Origin of the sequence: Kitasatospora sp. NBC_00070 (genome assembly GCF_045041205.1) — a bacterium.
Taxonomy (GTDB): domain Bacteria; phylum Actinomycetota; class Actinomycetes; order Streptomycetales; family Streptomycetaceae; genus Kitasatospora.
The window spans coordinates 6,626,421-6,645,600 of the sequence record NZ_CP108247.1 but is presented as its reverse complement, the minus strand read 5'-3'; the positions used below and the strand labels follow the sequence as shown (position 1 = coordinate 6,645,600).

Sequence of the window (19,180 nt, the reverse complement as noted above, 5' to 3'; positions counted from 1 at the left end):
AGCTGATCAGGCTACACCGAGCAAGGTTAGCAGTTCGGCCGCTACCTGCTCGACCGACCTGTTGACAAGGGTCGTGTCGAACTCGCTCTCGGCGGCCAGCTCCACCTTGGCGGCCTCCAGCCGGCGGTCGATCACGTCCTGCGGCTCGGTGCCCCGGCCGGTGAGCCGGCGGACCAGCTCGTCCCAGCTCGGCGGGCCCAGGAAGACCAGGCGCGCCTCGGGCATCGACTCGCGGACCTGCCGCGCACCCTGGAGATCGATCTCCAGCAGCACCGGGGCGCCGTTCTCCAGCTTCTCCAGCACCGCGGCACGCGGGGTGCCGTACCGGTTCCCGGCGAAGACGGCCCACTCCAGCAGCTCGCCGTTGGCGATCAGCTTCTCGAACTCGTCGTTGTCGACGAAGTAGTAGTGGACCCCGTTCTTCTCGCCGGGCCTCGGGTGCCGGGTGGTCACCGACACCGAGAGCCAGAGCTCGGGGTGCTGCTTCCTCAGATGAGCGACGACCGTGCTCTTGCCGACCCCCGAGGGGCCGGAGAGCACGGTCAGCCGCGGACGTTCACTCATGCACCGATTATCCCGGATCGCGGACGGTCCGGGCACCACCGGGTGGCCACCCGGTGTCGGCGAGGAGGCGGTTCAGGAAGCGGTGCTGCCGAACTCCCGCTCCAGCGAGGCGATCTGGTTCGTCCCGAGGCCGCGGACCCGACGGCTCTCGGAGATGCCCAGACGCTCCATGATCTGCTTGGCGCGGACCTTGCCCACGCCCGGCATGCTCTCCAGCAGTGCGGAGACCTTCATCTTGCCGATGACCTCGTCATCGGCCTTGCCCGCCTTGATCACGTCGTGCAGCGAAGCGCCGGCGTGCTTCAGCTTGTTCTTCACATCGGCGCGCTTCCGACGGGCTTCGGCAGCCTTGGCGAGCGCAGCGGTGCGCTGTTCAGGGGTAAGGGGCGGAAGAGCCACGCCGTTCACCTCAGGGTGTGGAAGGAAGGGATGAGCTATGACTGGTTGGTGCCTGGAGTACACCGATCGCAGGGTGAACCCAAGGGCTCTGACCTGCAAAAGCGACGATTCCCGCCGCCCTTCGGTGACCTCCCGCCGGACACTACCCAACTTGAGGCCGCACGTCAGGAGAAGAACACGAAAAGTCCTGGTCAGCCAAGGTCGACCAGGACTTTTCCGGGCAAATCAACCGGCCTGACGCACTGTCCGGCCGATCACTGTGACGCTCCTCACTCCTTGACCGCGGCCGCGATCTCCTCGACGAAGCGCAGCGAGGCCGCCCGCAGGGCCGCCACCGAGGGTCCGTGCTTGAGGATGTCCCGGCTGACGCTGGGCACCACGTTGCCCACCGAGTCGCCGAACACCCGGGGCAGGTCGGCTGCGGTCGCGCCCTGGGCGCCGACCCCGGGCGCCAGCAGCGGGCCGTTCACGGCGAGGTCCGCCCCGGCCTCGGCCAGCGTCGCCCCGACCACCGCGCCGAACGAGCCGAGCGGCTCGACCCCCTCGTTCTCCGCCGCCAGCCGGGTCAGCACCGCCTGGGCCACGCTGACCCCGTCGGCGCCGATCGCGCGCTGCACCTCGTGCCCCTCCGGGTTGGAGGTGAGCGCCAGCACGAACAGGCCGCAGCCGTTCGCCCGGGCCAGGTCGACGGCCGGCTGCAGCGAGCCGAAGCCCAGGTACGGACTGACCGTCAGGGCGTCCGAGAACAGCGCGCGGTCCGGGGAGAGGAAGGTCTCCGCGTAGGCGGCCATGGTGGAGCCGATGTCGCCGCGCTTGGCGTCCATCAGCACCAGCGCCCCGGCCTCCCGGGCCTCGACCACCGAGCGCTCCAGCACCGCGATGCCCCGGGAGCCGAACCGCTCGAAGAACGCGGCCTGCGGCTTGAGCACCGCCACCTCCCCGGCCAGTGCCTCCACCACGGTGCGGCTGAAGGTCTCCAGACCCGCGAGGTCGTCGTTCAGGCCCCAGGCGGTGAGCAGCGAGGCGTGCGGGTCGATGCCCACGCAGAGCCGGCCGCGGGTCTCCAGGGCGGTGTGCAGTCGGGCACCGAAGGGAGCGAGGGTCATGGACGGCCTTTCAGCTGGTGGCAGGACGGTGGGCGTACCCCACCGCGTCGGTGTACGTGGCGAAACCCCGGGCCGCCAGCTCGCTGCGCAGCTCGTCGAGGATGCGCAGCGGGGCCGCGGGGTCGTTGAACAGGGTGGTGCCGACGGCGACGCCGGAGGCCCCTGCGAGGGTGAACTCCAGTGCGTCCAGGCCGGTGCGCAGGCCGCCCATCGCCAGGATCGGGACCTGCGGGATGCGTCCGGCCAGCATCTCCGCGTGCACCTGGTGGACGCAGCGGACCGCGATCGGACGGATCGCGGGCCCGGACAGGCCGCCGGTGATCCCGGCCAGCGCCGGGCGCATGGTGACCGGGTCGATCGCCATGCCCAGGGTGGTGTTGATCATCGACAGACCGTCCGCGCCCGCCTGGACGCAGGCGGCGGCGATCTCGGTGACCGAGGTGACGTCGGGCGAGAGCTTGGCGTAGACCGGGAGCTCCGCGTCGGCCACCCTGCGCACCGCCCGCACCACGTCGTAGGAGGTGGCCGGGTTGCAGGCGAAGACCAGCCCCCGGTCGGCGACGTTCGGACAGGAGATGTTGACCTCCAGGCCGATCACCCCGGGCTGCCCGTTGAGCTGCTCGGCGACCTCGGCGAACTCCTCCAGCCGCTCCCCCGCGATCGACACCAGCACCCGGGCACCGCGCTCGGCCAGCCAGGGCAGCTCGTTCCGGACGAAGTGGGCGATCCCGGCGCCCTGCAGGCCGATCGAGTTGAGCATCCCGGACGGCGTCTCGGCCATCCTGGGGGTGGCCCGGCCGGACCGGGCGTACGGCATGATCGTCTTGGTGGTGACCGAGCCCAGCGCGTCCAGCGGGACGAACTTGGCCAGCTCCCGCCCGTACCCGGCGCAGCCGGAGGCGGTGGTCAGCGGGTTGGGCAGGGTACGGCCACCGAACGGGGCGGTCAGATCGACCTGCTGAGCCGTCATCAGCCCCGCACCCCCATCGCGGCCGCGCCTTCCAGGTCGGCGGGCACCGTGCCGAGGTCCGCCCAGCGCACCTTGGCCCCGTCGAAGACCGGCCCGTCGGTACAGGAGCGGACGAACCGGCTCACCCCGTCCTCGCCGACCACCGGCAGCACGCAGGTCATGCAGATGCCCACGCCGCAGGCCATCGACTCCTCCACGGCGGTCCAGCACCGGGTGCCCAGCTCCTCGGCGATCCCGGTCACCGCACGCAGCATCGGCATCGGGCCGCAGGCGTGCACCACGGTGGCGTCGATCGCCTTGATCGCCTGTGCCAGCGGGTCGGTGACCCGGCCGGTCAGCCCGGCCGAGCCGTCCTCGGTGACCACCAGCACGTCCTGGGTGAGCGCCCGGGCCGCCTCCACCCCGAACAGCCGCGCCTCGGTGGCCGCGCCCAGGATGAAGCCGACCTGGCCGCCGCGCCGCTTGATCTCCTCGGCGAGCGGGAAGAGGGGTGCGCTGCCGTAGCCGCCGGCCACCAGCAGCGCGCTGACCGGCCCCTCGGGCAGCGGGAAGGGAGTGCCCAGCGGGGCGATCAGACCGAGCCGGTCACCGACCCGGCTCCGGACCAACTCCCGTGTGCCCGCGCCGTGTTCCGCGATCACCAGCTCGATGGTGCCCGCCGCGACGTCGGCCCGGTGGATCGAGAAGGCCCGCCGCAGCAGCAGCGCCGAGGCCCCACCACCGACCGCCAGGGTGGCGAAGTGCCCGGGCCGCACCCGGGGAGCCGCCTCGGGCGCCCGCAGCACCAGCCGCCGGTACGCCCCGGCCGCGGTGGACTCGACCACCTCGGCCTCGGTCTGAACTGGATGGGCCATCAGAACTCACCTTTCCGGCAGACTCGCGCTGCACTCTGCCAAACCGGACGACCCCCTGTCACTTCCCCCGCACACCCGCCCGACCTGTCGGTACGACTCCTGCGGTCGGACCCACCAGGGGCGCGAGGAACTGCGCGAATCGGAAGACTCCGTCCCGCAGCCAAGCACCTCCGGCCGGCGCTACACCTTGGCGCTGCCCACGGCCTCGGCGATCGACGCGAAGCCACTCGCCCGAAGCCGGGCCGACAGGCCCTTGTGCATCCGCCGCATCCAGAACGGCCCCTCGTAGACGAACGCGCTGTACCCCTGCACCAGGTCGGCCCCGTGCGTGATCCGCTCCCACGCGTCGTCCGCGGTCTCGATGCCGCCGACCGCGATCAGCACCAGCCGGCCCTCGGTCCTGGCCCGCAGCCGCTGCAGCACCTCCAGCGAACGCGCCTTCAGCGGAGCGCCGGACAGCCCGCCCATCCCGATCTCCTCGACCCGCGCGGCGGACTCCCGGAGGCCGTCCCGCCCGATCGTGGTGTTGGTCGCGATGATGCCGTCCAGACCGATCTGGAGCGCCATGTCGGCGATCTCGTCGATGTCCTCGTCGGCCAGGTCGGGGGCGATCTTCACCAGCAGCGGCACGTGGTGCGGGGTGGCCCGGTCGGCCGCCCGACGGACGTCCACCAGCAGCGGGCCGAGCGTGGAGACGGTCTGCAGGTTCCGCAGGCCGGGGGTGTTCGGCGAGCTGACGTTGACCACCAGGTAGTCGGCGTACTCGGCCAGCCGCTCGGTGCTCTGCACGTAGTCGGCGGTCGCGTCGGCCTCCTCGACCACCTTGGTCTTGCCGATGTTGACGCCGATCACCGGGGTGGAGGTGGTGTGCGGGCGGGCCTTGAGCCGGGCCGCGACCCGGGCCGAGCCCTGGTTGTTGAAGCCCATCCGGTTGATCAGCGCCCGGTCCTCGACCAGCCGGAACAGCCGCGGCGCCGGGTTGCCCGGCTGCGGCTCACCGGTGACGGTGCCGATCTCGACGAAGTCGAAGCCGAGCATCGACAGGCCGTCGATGCCGATCCCGTTCTTGTCGAAGCCCGCACCGAGACCGAACGGGCCCGGCAGGTCGAGCCCGAGCGCGGCGGTGCGCAGCGCGGGGTCCCGGGGGGCCAGCACCGCCTTCACCAGCTGGCGCAGTCCGGGCACCGAGGCGGCCAGCCGGATCCAGAAGAAGGCGAGGTGGTGCGCCTTCTCCGGGTCCATCTTCTTGAAGACCAGGTCGAACAGGAGCTTGTACACGGCGGGTTGAGCCTTCCTGGACATGGGTGTGGGGGGCACCCCACTGTGCGGTGTGCCCCCCACGAGGATCTGACTACTTACGGCCCGCGTTGATCAGCGCCGCGTGCTCCTGGAGCGACATCACCCCGATGTCGCCCCGCACCAGCGCCGCGCTGCCCTGGACGGCCGCACCCATCGCCTGAACGGTCGTCAGGCACGGGACGCCGCGCGAGACGGCGGCGGTACGGATCTCGTAGCCGTCCAGCCGCCCGCCGGTGCCGTACGGGGTGTTGATGATGAGGTCGACCTCACCGTCGTGGATCAGCTGCACGATGGTCCGCTCGCCGTCCGGGCCCGGGCCCTCGCTGTGCTTGCGCACCACGGTGGACGGGATGCCGCCGCGCTGCAGCACCTCGGCGGTGCCGGAGGTGGCGAGCACCTCGAAGCCCATCTCGACCAGCGCCCGGGCCGGGAAGACCAGGTTGCGCTTGTCGCGGTTGGCGACCGAGACGAAGACCTTGCCGGAGGTCGGCAGCGCGCCGTACGCGCCGGCCTGCGCCTTGGCGTACGCGGTGCCGAACACCTTGTCGATGCCCATCACCTCGCCGGTGGAGCGCATCTCCGGGCCGAGCACGGTGTCCACGCCCCGGCCGTGGATGTCGCGGAAGCGGCTCCACGGCATCACGGCCTCCTTGACCGAGATCGGGCAGTCGGCCGGCAGCGTGCCGCCGTCGCCCTCGGCCGGGAGCAGGCCCTCCTTGCGCAGCTCGGCGATGGTGGCGCCGAGCGAGATCCGGGCGGCGGCCTTGGCCAGCGGCACGGCGGTCGCCTTGGAGGTGAACGGCACGGTGCGGGAGGCGCGCGGGTTGGCCTCCAGCACGTAGAGGATGTCACCGGCCAGCGCGAACTGGATGTTGATCAGGCCGCGCACCCCGACGCCCTTGGCGATCGCCTCGGTGGAGACCCGCAGCCGCTTGATGTCGTAGCCGCCGAGGGTGATCGGGGGCAGCGCGCAGGCCGAGTCGCCGGAGTGGATGCCGGCCTCCTCGATGTGCTCCATCACGCCGCCGAGGTAGAGCTCCTCGCCGTCGTAGAGCGCGTCCACGTCGATCTCGACCGCGTCGTCCAGGAAGCGGTCGATCAGCACCGGGTGCTCGGAGATCAGACCGGCGTGCCGCTCCAGGTAGGAGGCCAGCGAGGGCTCGTCGTAGACGATCTCCATGCCGCGCCCGCCGAGCACGTACGACGGGCGGGCCAGCACCGGGTAGCCGATCTCGTCCGCGATCGCCTTGGCGTCCTCGAAGGAGAAGGCGGTGCCGTGCTTGGGCGCGGGCAGGCCCGCGTCGCGCAGCACCCGGCCGAACGCACCGCGCTCCTCGGCCAGGTCGATCGCCTCGGGCTGGGTGCCGACGATCGGCACGCCGTTGTCCTTGAGCGCCTGGGCCAGGCCGAGCGGGGTCTGGCCGCCCAGCTGGACGATCACACCGGCCAGCGGACCGGCCAGCGTCTCCGCGTGCACGATCTCCAGCACGTCCTCCAGGGTGAGCGGCTCGAAGTACAGCCGGTCGGAGGTGTCGTAGTCGGTGGAGACGGTCTCCGGGTTGCAGTTGACCATCACGGTCTCGTACCCGGCCTCGCTGAGCGCGAAGGAGGCGTGCACGCAGGAGTAGTCGAACTCGATGCCCTGGCCGATCCGGTTCGGGCCCGAGCCCAGGATGATCACGGCGGGCTTGGTGCGCGGCGCGACCTCGCTCTCCTCGTCGTAGGACGAGTAGAAGTACGGGGTCTTGGCGGCGAACTCGGCGGCGCAGGTGTCCACGGTCTTGAAGACCGGACGGATGCCCAGCGCGTGCCGCACCTCGCGGACCACGTCGCCCTTCAGGCCGCGGATCTCACCGATCTGCTGGTCGGAGAAGCCGTGCCGCTTGGCGTGCCGGAGCAGCTCCGGGTCGAGCCGCTCGGCCTCGGCCAGCTCGGTGGCGATCTCGTCGATCAGGAACAGCTGGTCGACGAACCACGGGTCGATCTTCGTGGCGTCGAAGACCTCCTGCTGGGTGGCACCGGCCCGGATCGCGTCCATCACGGTGTTGATCCGGCCGTCGGTCGGGACCTGGGCCTTGGTCAGCAGCTCGTCCTTGTCCGCGAGTTCGCCGATCCAGGAGAACTGCGAGCCCTTCTTCTCCAGCGAGCGCAGCGCCTTGTTCAGCGCCTCGGGGAAGTTGCGGCCCATCGCCATCGCCTCGCCGACCGACTTCATGGTGGTCGTGAGGGTGGCGTCCGCCGAAGGGAACTTCTCGAACGCGAACCGGGGCACCTTGACCACGACGTAGTCGAGCGAGGGCTCGAACGAGGCCGGGGTCTTCTCGGTGATGTCGTTCGGGATCTCGTCCAGCGTGTAGCCGACCGCCAGCTTGGCCGCGATCTTGGCGATCGGGAAGCCGGTGGCCTTGGAGGCCAGCGCGGAGGAGCGGGAGACCCGGGGGTTCATCTCGATCACGATGACCCGGCCGTCGTCCGGGTTGATCGCGAACTGGATGTTGCAGCCGCCGGTGTCGACGCCGACCTCGCGGATGATCGCGATGCCGATGTCGCGCAGCGTCTGGTACTCACGGTCCGTCAGGGTCATCGCCGGGGCGACGGTGATCGAGTCACCGGTGTGCACGCCCATCGGGTCGAAGTTCTCGATCGAGCAGACCACCACGACGTTGTCGTTCTTGTCGCGCATCAGCTCGAGCTCGTACTCCTTCCAGCCGAGGATGGACTCCTCCAGGAGCACCTCGGTGGTCGGCGACAGGGTCAGGCCCTGGCCGGCGATCCGGCGCAGCTCGCCCTCGTCGTGCGCGAAGCCGGAGCCGGCCCCGCCCATGGTGAACGAGGGGCGGACCACGACCGGGTAACCGCCCAGCGTCTCCACGCCGTTGATGACGTCGTCCATCGAGTGGCAGATCACCGAACGGGCCGACTCGCCGTGGCCGATCTTGGCGTTGACCGCCTCGACCACGCCCTTGAACAGCTGCCGGTCCTCGCCCTTGTGAATCGCCTCCACGTTGGCGCCGATCAGCTCGACGCCGTACTTGGCGAGCACGCCGTTCTCGTGCAGCGAGATCGCGGTGTTCAGCGCGGTCTGCCCGCCGAGGGTCGGCAGGAGCACGTCGGGGCGCTCCTTGGCGATGATCTTCTCGACGAACTCCGGGGTGATCGGCTCGACGTAGGTCGCGTCGGCGATCTCCGGGTCGGTCATGATGGTGGCCGGGTTGGAGTTCACCAGCACCACCCGCAGGCCCTCGGCCCGCAGCACGCGGCAGGCCTGGGTGCCGGAGTAGTCGAACTCGGCGGCCTGCCCGATGACGATCGGGCCGGAGCCGATCACCAGGACGGACTTGATGTCAGTGCGCTTCGGCACGGTCAGCTCCCTGCGGTGGTGCGGGCCGGGGCGCCGGCCATCAGGTCGACAAAGCGGTCGAAGAGGTAGGCCGCGTCGTGCGGACCTGCTGCTGCTTCGGGGTGGTACTGGACCGAGAACGCGGGGGTGTCCAGGCACTGGAGGCCCTCGACCACGTCGTCGTTCAGGCAGACGTGGGAGACCTCGGCGCGGCCGAACGGGGTGTCGCTCACCCGATCCAGCGGCGCCTCCACGGCGAAGCCGTGGTTGTGCGCGGTGACCTCGACCTTGCCGGTGGTGCGGTCCTGCACCGGCTGGTTGATGCCGCGGTGGCCGTACTTGAGCTTGTAGGTGCCGAAGCCCAGGGCGCGGCCGAGGATCTGGTTGCCGAAGCAGATGCCGAAGAACGGCGTCTTCTTCGCCAATACCTCGCGGGCGACCGCGACCTGGTGGTCGGCGGTGGCCGGGTCACCGGGGCCGTTCGAGAAGAACACCCCGTCCGGGTTCACCGCGTAGAGCTCCTCGACCGTGGAGTTGGCCGGGAAGACGTGCACCTCGATGCCGCGCTCGGCCATCCGGTGCGGGGTCATGCCCTTGATGCCCAGGTCCAGCGCGGCCACCGTGAACTTCCTGGTGCCGATCGCCGGGACGACGTAGGTCTCCTTGGTGGCGACCTCGGCGCACAGGTCGGCGCCCTTCATCTCGGGCGCCCGGTTCACCCGGGCCAGCAGCTCGGCCTCGTCCGCCAGCGCGGGACCGGAGAAGATGCCGACCCGCATCGCCCCGCGCTCGCGCAGGTGCCGGGTGAGCGCCCGGGTGTCGATGCCGCTGATGCCGACGACACCCTGGTTGGTCAGCTCCTCGTCCAGCGAGCGCTTCGAGCGCCAGTTGGACGCGATCCGGGAGGGGTCACGGACCACGTAACCGGCCACCCAGATCTGCTTCGACTCGTCGTCCTCGTCGTTCCAGCCGGTGTTGCCGATCTGAGGCGCCGTCATGACGACCACCTGACGGTGGTACGAGGGGTCGGTCAGGGTCTCCTGGTAGCCGGACATGCCGGTGTTGAAGACCGCCTCGCCGAAGGTCTCGCCGACCGCGCCGTACGCCTGGCCGCGGAAGGTGCGGCCGTCCTCCAGGACGAGTACGGCGGGCACTCGCTCCCGCCTGTGGCGCTCGGTGGTGGGGGCAGGTGCGGTCATGAGATGGCCTCTTCCGTCTTCTTCGTCTTCGTCGTACGTCGTGTCACCAGGGCTTCGACCGCCTCGACCCAGGCGGTGTGCCCGGCCGAGCGGTCGGCCCGGAAGCCGGAGTCCAGCGCCGTCCCCTGGTTCTCCCAGGTGACCACCAGCAGTCCGCCGGGGACGACCTTGCCCGCGATCCCGGAGTCGGTGCGGGCCGCCGTCAGGCTCTCGGCCGGGATCCAGAAGTCCACGTCACCGGGGCGACGGACCAGCAGGCCCCGCTCGGTGAGGGTCAGTTCGGCCAGGCTGCGGGTGCCCAGGCCGTGCGCGACGACCCGGTCCAGCCAGTTCCCGGCGGTGGTGGTGCCGTGGTAGCGGCCGGAGTCCGCCAGCAGTGCGGCGCCCGGGTCGGCGGGCAGCTCCGGCAGCGGCGGCAGCTCGGACTGCAGGGTGCGGCGCCAGTTCCAGCCCTGCCGCATCAGCCAGTAGACCAGCCCGACCAGGATCGCCAGCCCGACCATCCAGCCGAGGTAGCCGGACCAGTCGGTGATCCGCGCCTTCTCCTGCGCGATCACTTCGCCCCGCCCAGCTCGGCGAGCTCGCCCGCCAGCACGGTGGCCTCGCCGCGCAGGAAGGTGGCGTGCACCCGTCCTGGCAGTTCGAGGCCCTTGAACGGGGTGTTACGGCTACGGGTGGCGAAGGTGTCGGCAGTCACGGTCCCACGGTAACCGGGATCGAAGAGCACCAGGTTGGCAGGCTCGCCGACCGAGACGGGACGCCCCTGGCCGGTCAGCCGGCCGATCCGGGCCGGGCGGTGCGACATCCGGTCCGCGACGCCCTCCCAGTTCAGCAGGCCGGTCTCGACCATGGTCTCCTGCACCACCGAGAGCGCGGTCTCCAGACCGACCATGCCCATCGCGGCGACCGCCCAGGCGCAGTCCTTGTCGGCGTCCGGGTGCGGCGCGTGGTCGGTGGCCACCGCGTCGATGGTGCCGTCGGCCAGCGCGGCGCGCAGCGCCAGCACGTCCTCCTGGGTGCGCAGCGGCGGGTTCACCTTGAACACGGCGTCCTCGGTGCGGACCCGCTCGTCGGTGAGCAGCAGGTGGTGCGGCGTCACCTCGGCGGTGACGTCCCAGCCCTGGGCCTTGGCCCAGCGGACGATCTCCACCGAGCCCTTGGTCGACAGGTGGCAGACGTGCAGCCGGGCCCCGAGGTGCGAGGCGAGCAGCACGTCCCGGGCGATGATCGCCTCCTCCGCGACGGCGGGCCAGCCGGGCAGTCCGAGCTCGGCGGAGACGGTGCCCTCGTTCATCTGGGCGCCCTCGGTCAGCCGGGGCTCCTGCGCGTGCTGGGCCACCACGCCGTCGACGGTCCTCACGTACTCCAGTGCGGCCCGCATCAGCACGGCGTCGTCCACGCACTTGCCGTCGTCGGAGAAGACCCGGACGGCGGCGGCCGAGCGGTGCATGGCGTCCAGCTCGGCGAGCTCCTTGCCCTCCAGGCCGACCGTGACGGCACCGACCGGGTGCACGTCGCAGTAGCCGGACTCACGGCCGAGCCGGTGGACCTGCTCGACCACGGCGGGGTTGTCGGCGGTCGGGGTGGTGTTGGCCATCGCGTGCACGGCGGTGTAGCCGCCCTTGGCGGCGGCCTGAGTGCCCGTCAGGACGGTCTCGGCGTCCTCCTTGCCGGGCTGGCGCAGGTGGGTGTGCAGGTCCACCAGGCCGGGCAGCACGATCAGGCCGCGGGCGTCGATGTCGACGTCGGCCTCGACGGTCAGGCCGGTGCCGATCTCGGCGATGACGCCGTCGGCGAGGAACAGGTCCTGCGGGGCGCCGCCGAGGATCTGGGCGTTACGGATCAGGTAGCTGGTCACAGCTGTACTCCGGAGGTCGGTGCGGGGGTGGCGGGCATCACGGACGGGCGCTCGGGGCGCCGGCGGCCGCTACTCCCCGGAGCGCTGGGGGGCGAGGGCCTGCGAGGAGCGGGCCGCGTAGTCGCGGTCCCCGACCAGGACGGCGTCCCGGCCGTCCACGTCGGAGAGCTGCACCTGGACCGCCTCGCGCAGCGAGGTCGGCAGGTTCTTGCCCACGTAGTCGGCCCGGATCGGCAGCTCGCGGTGGCCGCGGTCGACCAGCACGGCCAGCTGCACGGCGCGCGGGCGGCCGATGTCGCCGAGCGCGTCCAGCGCGGCCCGGATGGTGCGGCCGGAGAACAGCACGTCGTCGACCAGGACCACCAGCTTGCCCTCGATCCCGCCGGGCGGGATCTCGGTGTGCTCGGCCGCGCGGGCCGGCTTCAGCTGGAGGTCGTCCCGGTACATCGTGATGTCCAGGGTGCCGAGCGGTATGTCGCGGCCGGTGATCTGCGCCAGCTTGGCGTGCAACCGGCGGGCGAGGTGCACCCCGCGGGTGTGGATGCCGAGCAGGACGACGTCCTCCGCGCCCTTGGCGCGCTCGACGATCTCGTGGGCGATCCGGGTGATCACCCGGGCCACGTCGGTGGCGTCCAGCACCTGGTGCGGTGGACGCGCGGTCTCGAGGTGTGCGGTCATGCCGAAGCCGACCTCCTTCCCCGCCTCACTGGACGGGCTTTAAAGGATGTCTGTGGACGGCGCCCGGTCGCGCCGGAAGCCGTCGTCATCCTAACAGCGCGACCACCGCCGCCCGCCGCCCCGACCTGCGGGTGTCGTTCGCACGACTGCCCCATTCGGCTTGACGCAACTACCTCACTCTACGTAACCTCACAGTGAGTTACGAGACGGCCGCCGAACCCATCGGTAACGCGGCCGGAAACCGCGGCTGAACCACTCGCTGCTCGTGACCCACCACTCAACGCGAAACGCGAAGCAATCTCGTCCGGGGAGACCAATGTCCAGCGACTACGCGAAGCAGCTCGGGGCCAAGCTCCGGGCGATCCGCACTCAGCAGGGGCTCTCCCTGCACGGCGTCGAGGAGAAGTCCCAGGGGCGCTGGAAGGCCGTGGTGGTCGGCTCGTACGAGCGTGGGGACCGCGCGGTCACGGTGCAGCGCCTCGCCGAGCTCGCCGAGTTCTACGGCGTGCCGGTGCAGGAGCTGCTGCCCGGCGGTACGCCCGGTGGCGCGGCCGAGCCGCCGCCGCGCCTGGTGCTCGACCTGGAGAGACTGACCCAGGTCCCGTCCGAGAAGGCCGGCCCGCTCCAGCGCTACGCGGCCACCATCCAGAGCCAGCGCGGGGACTACAACGGCAAGGTGCTGTCGATCCGCCAGGACGACCTGCGGACGCTGGCCGTGATCTACGACCAGTCCCCCTCGATCCTCACCGAGCAGCTGATCAGCTGGGGCGTGCTGAACCCGGACGCGCGCCGCGCAGTGCGGGACGAGGACGCCAACTGACCTGACGCCAGATGCAGAAACGTCACGGCGGGGCGGGTCACAGTCACCCACCCCGCCGTCGGCCGTTCCCCATCAGCAGACCGAGCCGAGGCTGAACCCCGGCTCCGCCTCGATCCCCGCCAGCCGCGCGGTGGCCGGCCGGTACCCGGCCCCACCGCTCTGCCAGGCCCAGGCCACCTGCCGGTACTCACCGCAGGCCCCCGCCGACCCCTGCGTCCCGTGCAGCAGCGCCGCACCGGGCAGCTCCCGGTAGAGCCCGGCGCAGAGCACCGCGACCACCAGGTCGATGTCCTCGTCGTTGATCCGCACCACGCCGTCCTCCCAGTGCAGGATCTTGGCCTCGGCGGTCAGCCGTCCCCCGGGCCCCTCCACCGCGCACCGGAACTGGTACGTCCCCGCCCCGGCCCCCACCAGCATCCGCCGGAACAGCTCGGCCGCCGACTGGTAGGCCCGCCGCACCGCCGGGTCGGTCTCCTCGTCCGGCTCGAACAGCCCGCCGTCCACCAGCAGATCCGCGTGGCGCAGCGTCAGACCGCTCTCCCTGGCCCGGATCAGACGGGGGATGAAGTCACCCGTCAGCTCCTCCCCCTGGTACGGCAGCAGCTGGGTCTGCAGCGCCGGGTTGACCAGGTACCGGTCCCGCGCGACCGGCTCCGCCGGGTCCAGCCCGTGCAGCAGGCAGAAGTCCGCGAAGTCCTCCGGGTGGAACATCCGGGCCTGCACCAGCCCGAAGGTCCGCCGCGCCTCGTCCAGCAGCACGGCGGTGTCCAGCAGGTAGCCGTCGTAGTCGGCCGCCTCGGCCAGCTGCCACTCCCGCGCCCGCTCGAAGTCCGCCCGGCTGGTCAGGATGCCCGTCACGAACGCCTGCCCCTCCTGCCGGGCCGACCGGCCGGCAGCGGTGCAGCGGGAGGAACGGGGGGTGCGGCCGTTGCGGCTCATCGGGGGCTCCTGGGGGTGGAGGGGTGCTTGCCCCTCTACCTCCCCGTCCACCGGATCCGCACACGCACCAGGTGTCACAGGACTGTAACTGACGGTGAGATCCGGGCAACGGCGCCATCACCGTTGTGACTCGATCCGCCGACGACCGGTCCCGGAACCGCACCGCACCCGCACGATGAGGACAACGGCTCACGGGGGTGGCGGGATGGAACTACGGACCTTGATCCGGCGGGTGACCCTGGGGGTCGCGGTGGTGGGTTCACTGGTCGTCGGGCTGTTCTGGTGGGCGCTGCTGTCCCTCCCCGGGGACGCCGAGCCACCGGACGTCACGGCGATGGCGAACGCACCGGCGACCCGCGCCGCCGACCGGGCGGCCGCGGAGCTGACGGACAGCCAACTCGGCCTGCTGCACGCACGGACGCCCTGGGCCGAGCAGCTCGGCACCTCCGCCGCCGACCTGTGCTTCTCCCGATCCTGGTCGGGGTCGTTCGGCAGCGGCGAGCGCTGGGACCCGGTGACCTGCCGACGGACCGGCACCACCTACCTCGCCTTCGACGGCGAGATCCGGCAGCGCCTGGACGAACTCGACCACACGGTGGCGGCCCTGGGCTGGTTACCCGACGGCGGCACCTGGCTGACCGACGCGGACCGGCACCTGCAGGCACCGGACAGCCCGGCCCACCCGGCCGCCACGGAGTCGGCCCACCCCCGACAGGTACCGGTCCGGCTCCACCTGTCCTACACCCGACTGCACACCGGCCCTCTCACCCTGAGCATCGACGTCCTGGAGGTCCCGGCCGTCCCGGCAGGCGCAGGCAGTTGGGGCAGCTGGGCCGACACCCGCTCGCTGGGCGGCATGCCGCACCAGAACGACAGCTCCGCCCGGGCCGTCTACCTCACCTGGCGACCCGTCGACTCGACCGCCCTGCTCGGGTCGACGGCGCACCGCTACGTCGCCGCCTTCAGCTTCGACGCCAAGTACTACGTCGAGCCGCCCGCCCACTCCCCCGAACCTTCGGCTCCACCGGCAGGTGCACCGGCGTGCCACAGCGGGAGCGGACGCTGCAACTAGCCGCGCGGCGCCCGGGCCAGCTGCCGCGACTGGGCGACCAGGCGCCCGGTGGAGTCCCAGACCTCGGCGTCCTCCTCGAAGTAGCCGCCGGCCAGGTTGCGGGTGGCGTGCACGACCCGGAGCCAGCCGGCCGCGGGGCGGGCCCGCAGATGGACCGTCAGTTCGATGGTGGGGGCCCAGCCGGGCAGGCCGAGGTCGAAGGTGACCGGCGGGAGGGCGTCGGCGACCAGCAGGAGCGAGAGCGGGTCGGGCTCGCGGCCGTCCGCGAGCTTGAACCAGCCCTGGATCCGGCCGTTCCCGGAGGGCTGGCCGAGCGCCCAGCCGATGGTGGCCGGGTCCAGCCGGAGGTCGAACCGCTCCAGCAGGGCGGCCTGCTCGATCAGCTGCGGCGGCGCGTGCTCGACCCCGATGCACTGCTCGACCGGCGGCAGCTGCGGCGGCTGTGCACTGGTCCGCACCTCGCCCTGGTGGCTCTCCAGGTCGCCGTACGTGGCGAGCACCCGCAGCCGCTCCTCGCCGTCCTGGAACAGCGAGGCGGTGGCGGTCGAGAGCGAACGCCCGCGCCGCACCGACTCGGTCCGCACCTCCACCGGCCCCGGGTGCGAGGCGGAGAGGTAGTAGCCGCTGACCGAGACCGGGTCGGGGTGCTCGGGGTGCTCCAGCGACAGCGCGTGGCCCGCGACCGCGAGCAGCAGGCCGCCGTTGACCCCGCCGCCGATCTGCCAGCCCTCGCCGAGCTCGCCCCGGTAGCGGCCGGGAGCGTCCGGACTGAGGGCGATGCCCTGGTCGAACTCGCTGCGCGTCGCGGTGGTCATGGGTGGAGCCGCCCTCTCGCCAAAAAGAGTTACCCGTCGGTAGCCAAACATACGTCAGCTCCCCGCCCGACGGAACACGAAGATGCCGCCGACCCCACAGGGGGCGGCGGCATCTCCGACGGGGCGTCAGTCGCGACGGATGGTCGGCTTGAGCTCCAGGAAGCGGGCGAGCAGACCGTTCACGAAGGCCGGGGAGTCGTCCGTGGAGTACTCCTTGGCGATCTCGACGGCCTCGTCCAGGACGACCGCGTCCGGGACGCCGTCCTCCCAGATCAGCTCGTAGGTGCCGAGGCGCAGGACGTTGCGGTCCGCGATCGGCATCCGGTCCAGCGTCCAGCCCACCGCGTAGGTGGAGATCAGGTCGTCGATCTTCCGGGCGTGCTGGACGTACCCCTCGATCAACTGCATGGTGTACTCGGCCACCTGCGGGATGCCCTCGTCCGGCTTGGGCTCGCGCGAGCGCGCGATCCAGTCGGCGAGCACCCGCTGCGGGTCGACACCACGGTGGTCGGCCTCGAAGAGGATCTGGAAGGCCCGCGTACGGGCCTTGGTGCGCGCAGCTGACACGGTTACTTGACCCGGCCCAGGTAGCTGCCGTCGCGGGTGTCGACCTTGATCTTCTCACCGGTGACGATGAAGAGCGGGACGCCGATCTCGGCGCCGGTCTCCAGGGTGGCCGGCTTGGAGCCGCCGGTGGAGCGGTCGCCCTGCACACCGGGCTCGGTGTGCGAGATGACGAGCTCGACCGAGGCCGGGAGCTCGATGTAGATGGCAGCGCCCTCGTACATCGCGACCAGGGCCTCGAAGCCCTCCAGCAGGTACTTGGCGGCGTCGCCGACGACCTCGGGGCCGACCATGATCTGGTCGTAGGTGTCCGTGTCCATGAACACGAACTGCTCGCCGTCCTTGTACGAGAACTGCATGCCGCGCTTGTCGACATTGGCGGTCTCGACCTTGGTGCCGGCGTTGAAGGTCTTGTCGACGACCTTGCCGGTCAGGACCTCCTTGAGCTTCGTGCGCACGAAGGCCGGGCCCTTACCGGGCTTGACGTGCTGGAACTCGACGACGGACCACAGCTTGCCGCCGTCCAGCTTGAGAACCATGCCGTTCTTGAGATCGTTCGTGGAAGCCACGGGCGCACTTACTCCTGGATATAGCTGTCAAGGAACCAAGGGATTGCGCGGACCGCGGCCGCCCGGGGGCGACTACAGCGCGAGGAGCTCCTTGGTAGTGATGGTGAGCAGCTCGGGACCACCCTCTTCGAGGGGACGGACCACGAGCGTGTCCTCGATCCGGACCCCGCCCTTCCCCGGGATGTGCACCCCTGGGCCGACGGTGACCGGCACGCGATTGTCCAGTTTACCCATGTCCGCGGGCCCGAGACGCGGCGCCTCCCGGATCTCCAGGCCGATGCCGTGGCCGAGCGGGTGCGCCGAGCTCTCGGTGTGCCCTCCGGACTGGAGGATCTCGCGGGCCGCCTGGTCGGGTACGTGCTGCGGAACGCCGGGGCCGAGCGCCTCCCTGGCGGCCCGCTGGGCCCGGAACACCAGGCGGTGCAGCTCCACCTGCCAGGGCGCCGGGGCGGCGCCGATCACGAAGGTCCGGGCGGTGGAGACGCCGTAGCCCCGGTACTGGGCACCGAGCACCACGGTGAGGAAATCACCCTCCTCGACCCGGCGGTCGGTGGGCAGGTGGAACTCCTGGCCGGAGTGGCTGCCGGTGCCGACCGAGACCGGGAAGGCGGCCCGGTCCGCGCCGTGGTCGATCATGCGGCGCTCCAGCTCCATCGCGAGATGGCGCTCGGTCCGGCCGACCAGGATCGACTCCAGCAGCTCGCTCAGCGCCTGGTCGGCGATCTCGGCCGCGATCCGCAGGTCGGCGATCTCGTGCTCGTCCTTGACCACGCGCAGCTGTTCGACGGCCCGCGCCAGATCGCTCAGGTGGACGCCCTCGGCCTGCCCGGCGACCCCCCGGTGCCGACTGACCGTCAGGTCGTGCTCCTCGACCGCGAGGTCCCGCACCCCCAGCCGGCCCGCGGCCTCGGCGGCGGCCAGCGCGGTGTCACCGCCCTCGGCCACCGGCAGCCGGGCCACCTCGGGGTCGTCGGGCAGCAGGTGCTCGCCGGTGTCGTCCGGCGGCAGGTCGTCGGGGAGCGCCAGCACGGCGCGCTCCCGGGTGAGCAGCAGGGTGGCTCCGCAGGGAGCGCAGCCGGTGAGGTAGCGGACGTTCGCTGCGCGGGTGATCAGCGCGGCGTCGGCCCCGGAGGCACTGCAGTGTGCCCTCAGCTGCTCGCGCCGTGCCGCGTATGCCTCAACCATGCCCCGAGCCTAAGAACCCGCAGGCGAAGCCGCCTCCTGAGCGCACCCGATGGGGCCGGAGACGGCGCGCAGGGCGGCGTCGATGCTGTCGAGGATGTCGGTCACGGGGTACATCACCTGCCGGATCACCCGGTCCGGGCCGATCACCAGGGTGAGGCGCTTGAGCCGGGTGGTGCCGCCGGCCCGGACGGTGGGCAGCCGCAGGGCGGCGGTGAGCTCCAGGCCGGCGTCGGAGAGCAGCGGGAAGTCCAGGCCCTCCGCCGCCGCGAAGGCGCGCTGCTCGTCGGTGCGCTGGGTGGAGACGCCGTGCACGGTGGCGCCGACGGCGGCGAACTCGGCCAGCCGGGCCTGGTAGCTGCGGGACTCGAGCGTGCAGCCGGCCGCTCCGGGCACGCTGCCCCAGCCCGGCGGGTAGGACTCCGGGCGGACGAAGGCGCCGGGGAAGCAGTACAGGACGGTGCTGCCGGCCACCGGGTCGCGGAGCCGACCGGTGGTGTCGGCGAGCAGCAGCTCGGGCACCCGGGTGCCGAGCAGGGCGTGCACCCGCTCGGCCTCCTGCGAGCCCGGGTCGGCGGTGGCGGTGGTCTCGCCGGGGCCGAGCAGCCAGGTGTCGCCCCAGTCCTGGAGCGCGACCAGCACCGGCAGCAGGGCCCGGCCGCGCGGCGTGAGCCGGTACTCGTACCGGGGCGGCCGGTCCTGGTAGGGCTCGCGGGCCAGCACCTCGGCGTCCACCAGCAGGTGCAGACGCTCCGTCAGGACCTTGCGGGACAGCCCGAGTTCGTGCTGCAGCAGGTCGAAGCGGTGCAGCCCGCGGGCCACGTCCCGCAGGATCAGCAGCGTCCAGGCGTCGCCGACCACGTCCAGCGACTGGGCGATGGCGCAGTTGTCGTCGCCCGGCCCACCCCGTCTTGGCATCCGTCCTCCCGCTCTCGCGTTGACCTCCAGCCTC

Annotated in this window: 19 protein-coding genes; 2 read left to right on the top strand and 17 right to left on the bottom strand. The window is 71.6% G+C overall.

Going from position 1 to position 19,180, the window contains the following annotated elements:
• Positions 1-6: 6 nt before the first annotated feature.
• The 11 genes from gmk to pyrR all read right to left on the bottom strand — a co-directional run bounded on the left by gmk (position 7) and on the right by pyrR (position 12,267).
• Positions 7-564, bottom strand: coding sequence for a guanylate kinase (gene gmk, locus OHV05_RS30235; protein ID WP_405020485.1), 558 nt, complete (start codon positions 562-564; stop codon positions 7-9).
• Positions 565-636: 72 nt separating this feature from the next.
• Positions 637-963: an integration host factor, actinobacterial type gene (mihF, locus tag OHV05_RS30230; RefSeq protein WP_184911660.1), complete on the bottom strand. Its 327-nt coding sequence runs from the start codon at positions 961-963 to the stop codon at positions 637-639.
• A gap of 269 nt (positions 964-1,232) precedes the next feature.
• Positions 1,233-2,069 carry an orotidine-5'-phosphate decarboxylase gene (gene pyrF / locus OHV05_RS30225; RefSeq protein WP_405020484.1) on the bottom strand — a complete coding sequence of 279 codons (837 nt, stop codon included), beginning with the start codon at positions 2,067-2,069 and terminating at the stop codon, positions 1,233-1,235.
• A 10-nt stretch (positions 2,070-2,079) separates the two neighbouring features.
• Positions 2,080-3,039: a dihydroorotate dehydrogenase gene (locus OHV05_RS30220; protein ID WP_405020483.1), complete on the bottom strand. Its 960-nt coding sequence runs from the start codon at positions 3,037-3,039 to the stop codon at positions 2,080-2,082.
• A complete protein-coding gene (locus tag OHV05_RS30215; RefSeq protein WP_405020482.1) occupies positions 3,039-3,893 on the bottom strand; it encodes a dihydroorotate dehydrogenase electron transfer subunit in 855 nt (284 codons plus the stop codon). Before OHV05_RS30215 ends, OHV05_RS30220 begins: the two co-directional genes overlap by 1 nt.
• A gap of 180 nt (positions 3,894-4,073) precedes the next feature.
• The gene (locus tag OHV05_RS30210) at positions 4,074-5,171 is read right to left on the bottom strand and encodes a quinone-dependent dihydroorotate dehydrogenase (RefSeq protein WP_405020481.1); all 1,098 of its coding nucleotides are present in this window, start codon (positions 5,169-5,171) and stop codon (positions 4,074-4,076) included.
• Between the two features lie 73 nt (positions 5,172-5,244).
• Positions 5,245-8,553, bottom strand: coding sequence for a carbamoyl-phosphate synthase large subunit (gene carB / locus OHV05_RS30205; RefSeq protein ID WP_405020480.1), 3,309 nt, complete (start codon positions 8,551-8,553; stop codon positions 5,245-5,247).
• Positions 8,554-8,555: 2 nt separating this feature from the next.
• The gene (gene carA, locus OHV05_RS30200; protein ID WP_405020479.1) at positions 8,556-9,731 is read right to left on the bottom strand and encodes a glutamine-hydrolyzing carbamoyl-phosphate synthase small subunit; all 1,176 of its coding nucleotides are present in this window, start codon (positions 9,729-9,731) and stop codon (positions 8,556-8,558) included.
• The gene (locus OHV05_RS30195; RefSeq protein WP_405021579.1) at positions 9,728-10,234 is read right to left on the bottom strand and encodes a hypothetical protein; all 507 of its coding nucleotides are present in this window, start codon (positions 10,232-10,234) and stop codon (positions 9,728-9,730) included. The genes carA and OHV05_RS30195 overlap by 4 nt, the downstream gene beginning before the upstream one ends.
• 50 nt (positions 10,235-10,284) lie before the next feature.
• Positions 10,285-11,589, bottom strand: a complete 1,305-nt coding sequence (locus tag OHV05_RS30190; RefSeq protein WP_405020478.1) for a dihydroorotase — start codon at positions 11,587-11,589, stop codon at positions 10,285-10,287.
• 69 nt (positions 11,590-11,658) lie between these two features.
• Complete coding sequence (gene pyrR / locus OHV05_RS30185) at positions 11,659-12,267, bottom strand: bifunctional pyr operon transcriptional regulator/uracil phosphoribosyltransferase PyrR (RefSeq protein WP_403031457.1); 609 nt, start codon at positions 12,265-12,267, stop codon at positions 11,659-11,661.
• 316 nt (positions 12,268-12,583) lie between these two features.
• Between pyrR and OHV05_RS30180 the strand changes: the two genes are divergently transcribed.
• The gene (locus OHV05_RS30180; protein ID WP_350646173.1) at positions 12,584-13,087 is read left to right on the top strand and encodes a transcriptional regulator; all 504 of its coding nucleotides are present in this window, start codon (positions 12,584-12,586) and stop codon (positions 13,085-13,087) included.
• 72 nt (positions 13,088-13,159) lie between these two features.
• Here the strand turns inward: OHV05_RS30180 and OHV05_RS30175 are convergent, their stop codons facing one another.
• Positions 13,160-14,026: a hypothetical protein gene (locus tag OHV05_RS30175; protein ID WP_405020477.1), complete on the bottom strand. Its 867-nt coding sequence runs from the start codon at positions 14,024-14,026 to the stop codon at positions 13,160-13,162.
• Positions 14,027-14,231: 205 nt separating this feature from the next.
• On the opposite strand from OHV05_RS30175, the gene OHV05_RS30170 reads away from it, so the two are divergent.
• On the top strand, positions 14,232-15,098 hold the full coding sequence (locus OHV05_RS30170; RefSeq protein ID WP_405020476.1) for a hypothetical protein: 867 nt from the start codon (positions 14,232-14,234) through the stop codon (positions 15,096-15,098).
• Here the strand turns inward: OHV05_RS30170 and OHV05_RS30165 are convergent.
• The 5 genes from OHV05_RS30165 to OHV05_RS30145 form a co-directional block, all read right to left on the bottom strand.
• A complete protein-coding gene (locus tag OHV05_RS30165; RefSeq protein WP_405020475.1) occupies positions 15,095-15,913 on the bottom strand; it encodes a thioesterase family protein in 819 nt (272 codons plus the stop codon). The two genes, OHV05_RS30170 and OHV05_RS30165, sit on opposite strands and share 4 nt — an antisense overlap.
• A gap of 126 nt (positions 15,914-16,039) precedes the next feature.
• Positions 16,040-16,480: a transcription antitermination factor NusB gene (gene nusB, locus OHV05_RS30160; RefSeq protein WP_057228136.1), complete on the bottom strand. Its 441-nt coding sequence runs from the start codon at positions 16,478-16,480 to the stop codon at positions 16,040-16,042.
• Positions 16,481-16,482: 2 nt separating this feature from the next.
• Entirely contained in the window at positions 16,483-17,046 is a 564-nt protein-coding gene (efp, locus tag OHV05_RS30155) for an elongation factor P (protein WP_403031469.1), read from the bottom strand.
• A gap of 72 nt (positions 17,047-17,118) precedes the next feature.
• Complete coding sequence (locus OHV05_RS30150) at positions 17,119-18,231, bottom strand: M24 family metallopeptidase (RefSeq protein ID WP_405020474.1); 1,113 nt, start codon at positions 18,229-18,231, stop codon at positions 17,119-17,121.
• Between the two features lie 9 nt (positions 18,232-18,240).
• The gene (locus tag OHV05_RS30145) at positions 18,241-19,146 is read right to left on the bottom strand and encodes a winged helix-turn-helix transcriptional regulator (protein ID WP_405020473.1); all 906 of its coding nucleotides are present in this window, start codon (positions 19,144-19,146) and stop codon (positions 18,241-18,243) included.
• Positions 19,147-19,180: the final 34 nt, after the last annotated feature.